3 protein-coding genes are annotated in these 3,413 nt (G+C 62.8%); 2 read left to right on the forward strand and 1 reads right to left on the reverse strand.

Annotation, left to right across the window (positions count from 1 at the left end):
• Both QOC89_RS12270 and QOC89_RS12275 read left to right on the forward strand, forming a co-directional pair.
• On the forward strand, positions 1–172 hold a 172-nt coding region (locus tag QOC89_RS12270; RefSeq protein WP_323045258.1), incomplete at its 5' end, for a phytochelatin synthase family protein.
• Positions 173–401: 229 nt separating this feature from the next.
• Positions 402–932, forward strand: a complete 531-nt coding sequence (locus QOC89_RS12275) for a BBE domain-containing protein (protein ID WP_323045256.1) — start codon at positions 402–404, stop codon at positions 930–932.
• Positions 933–1,101: 169 nt separating this feature from the next.
• Here the strand turns inward: QOC89_RS12275 and glgA are convergent, their stop codons facing one another.
• Entirely contained in the window at positions 1,102–2,703 is a 1,602-nt protein-coding gene (gene glgA / locus QOC89_RS12280; protein ID WP_323045257.1) for a glycogen synthase GlgA, read from the reverse strand.
• Between the last annotated feature and the right edge of the window lie 710 nt (positions 2,704–3,413).

Genomic DNA, 3,413 nt, shown 5'->3' on the forward strand with positions numbered 1-3,413 from the left:
GCTTGCCGCCTACGATGCCGCAAGCGATAGCGCGCTGCTTCTCGATGTGGCGCGCTACAAGTATCCGGCGGTGTGGGTGCCGCTCACGCAACTGTACGCAGCGGCCCAGGCGGTCGACAACGTGAGCGGACTGTCACGCGGCATTGTGGTCGTCGGCACGCGAGCGAACTGACTGACTGACGGCTTTCAGGGCGTGGTGGTCTCGCTTACCGGCGTTGGCGGCGGATTGGTTGAGCGCGCATCAATCGTCCTCGTTACGCCATTCGGTGAGTCCCTCTCGCGCGTTCAGTTCGATGAACGAGGGCCGCGCGCGCAACCCGCGAATATAGCGCGCGAGATGCGGCAACAAAGGGCTGGCTGGCGCTCCCGCCGAGGCACTGAGCGCGACCAGCGACACGCCGATGAACCCGGCGGTACTCGACGCTTTCGCGCTCGCCATCATTGCCGGCGAGGGCGCGCCGGCTTTTCCCGGCATGACGGGCCACGAACCGGACCAGGCAAAGGGGGACCGGTACGCCGAAAGAATCGCCCAGGCGACACAGGCCTTGCGTGCCGTCGTTCCCAATGCGGGGACGTACTTATCGGAGAGCAATTTCTTCGAAGGTGACTGGCAGCATGCGAACTGGGGCAGCAACCATGCGCGGCTGGCGGCCGTGAAGCGTCAATACGATTCCGATGGCTTGTTCTTCGTCCATCACGGCGTGAGCTCGGAACTGTGGAGCGCCGATGGCTTCACGAGAGTAAAAAGCGCTGACGGTCGAATCACGCCGCAGACCTTCAACTTGAGGCTGGAAGTTTTTCACACCCACGCAGCGTTCTGCAAAATGATCCAATCGCTGTTGCGATCTTCGAACGCGTTGACCCAGGCTAACCAGATGAGCGACTCGGAGAACGGGGATGACTGCATCGGCGATTCCACGGACGGCATATGACCCGCATGAAGAGGGGGCAGCATGGCAACCATTCGCGTGCGGTCAACCGCGTTAGCGGATCGATCGGTCGTGCAGCCGTTGGCGGGTCCGCGATCCACGCAAAGAACGGTTGCCGGATGCGCGCGGCCTCGTCACGGTCGATGCCCAAATGAAGCTGCCAGAAAGAACACTAGGCACTTCGCGCGATCTCCCCCACGCCTGCGTTAAAGCTTTCATCCGGACGTACTCTGCGCGTTGCGGCGGAAACTGCCGGGCGTGCCCGGGACGGCGTCTTGCGAACGCGAGCATCGTGCAGGACCGGCCGCGCGTCGACCAGATCCGCGTAGAGCGCGAGATAGTTCGACGTCGATGCTGCCCAGCCGAAGTCACGGCTCATGGCGTTACGTTGCAACGCATGCCATGACGACGGTTGCATGAACGTGTCCAATGCGCGTCCGATCGCGTAGATGACGTCATCCGCGCTCTCGCCGTCGAACAGGAAACCGGTCGCGAGATCGATGCCCCGGCGTTCGTGCGGCGCATAGTCGATGATCGTATCGGCGAGGCCGCCCACGCGCGACGCCACCGGAATCGTGCCGTAGCGCATTGCATAGAGTTGCGTGAGTCCGCACGGCTCGAAGCGGCTACCGTGCAACAGAATGTCCGCACCCGCATGCAACATGTGCGCGCGTCGCTCGTCGTAGCCGATCTGCACGCCCACCCGTCCGGGCGACGCGGCCGCGAGTGCCACGAGTGCCTGTTCGAGTTCGTGCTCGCCTTGACCGAGAATCGCAAATTGCAGACGCGGATGCCGTTCGAGCAGCCCGGGCAGCGCGCGCACCACGACATCCGCGAGTTTCTGCTCGGTCAGACGGCTGCCGATGGCGACCAGCGGCGCGAACGGATCGCGCGTCAGGCTGAAGGCCTGCTGGAGTTCGCGCTTGCAGGCCTGCTTGCCCGCGGTGTCGTCGACGGAATAGGGGCGTGCGATGAGCGGATCGGATGCCGGATTCCAGCTTGTTGTGTCGATGCCGTTGACGATGCCCGAGAGCTTGCCGGCTTGCGCTTGCAGAACGCCTTCCATGCCGTGGCCGAAGCACGGCGTCAGAATCTCGCGTGCGTAGCGCTGGCTGACGGTGGTGACGCGATCGGCGTGCACGATGCCGGCTTTCATCATGCTGAGCGAGCCGTAGAACTCGATACTGCGTTCATCGGATAGTGCCGGCGCCAGCAACTCGGGCGGCACGCCGATCCAGCCGCCCATCGCGAGCGGGTGGTTGCCTTGAAATGCCAGGTTGTGAATCGTGAAGACGCTTGCTGCGGCGACGCCCGCGAGGCGCATATACAGCGGCGTGAGTCCTGCATGCCAATCGTGCGCGTGCACGATGTCGGGGCGCTTCACGCCGCGCACGCCGCGCGCGATGCGGGTGGCTGCTGCCGCGAGCGATGCGAAGCGCGTGAGATTGTCGAGGTAGTCGCGTCCTTGTGGATCGCGGTAGAGGCCTTCGCGCGCGAACAGGTGGTCCATCTGCAGCAGCAGCACGGGAATGCCGGTGTCGGGCATCTGGGCTCGGAGCAGTTTGGCGTCGCCGCCGGGGAGGCCGGTCATGCGGGCCACGGGCGTGACGCCGACGGCGCGTTCGAGGGCGGCAGGGTACGCGGGCATCAGGATCGATACGTCGACGCCGGCTTCGCGCAGGGCGGCGGCGTAGGCACTGACCATGTCGCCGAGGCCGCCAGATTTCGCGAGGGGCAAGGCTTCGGAAGCGACAAGAAGAACGTTGAGCGACAAGATGGCCCCCAAGGGATCGGTTTTTTTTTGCACTTGGACAGTGCGGTTGGAGTTCGCTAGCGCGAGGTTTCAGCAAGGGGTGTGCCTGTGGGTTGGTTTTTTTTTGCCGCTGGCGGTGGGGGTTGGCGCGGGGTTGGTTTGGTTTCACTGCCTTGCCGGGCGGGAGGGGGTTTTCTCTTGTATGTAGATTTGACTTTTTGGAGGTGTTTTTGCCTACTGCGTTGCAGTTCGCTGGATTTTGTTTGCCCGTTCGGCGCTTGTTTCGTCTGATTGCCTACGGTGTTGGCCTTTCTTTGAATTGATATTGGTCTATTAGCGTTGCCCCTGTGCGGGGCGGCACTTACTTTCTTTGCCGCGGCAAAGAAAGATAAGCAAAGAAAGCCGCTCACCCCGCTAGCTCATAAGCGGGTCCCCCGCACAGTTACGGTAGTGGTCCATCTGGAATCCGTGTCCCCGCACATTCGACGTGAGTGACAAGGCGCTCATACTTCCCGCCTCGCACTGCGTGTTCGCCGGAACGGCTCATCAGAAACATTGCGCTTCGTTTGAACGCATTTGCAACCCTTCGGCCGACCTCGCCCAAATGCCCCCCCAACAACCGTGAGAGAACTCGATCCCAATCCCAATCACAATCGCGATCGCGAGACCGAGTCCGAGACCGAGTCCGAGACCGAGACCGAGATCGAGACCGAGATCGAGACCGAGACCGA

The organism is Paraburkholderia sp., from assembly GCF_034668105.1.
GTDB lineage: Bacteria > Pseudomonadota > Gammaproteobacteria > Burkholderiales > Burkholderiaceae > Paraburkholderia.

What these genes read in the sequence shown, in the direction of transcription:
- QOC89_RS12275 (WP_323045256.1), top strand. Translation starts at nt 402, where the DNA reads ATGAACCCGGCGGTACTCGACGCTTTCGCGCTCGCCATCATTGCCGGC.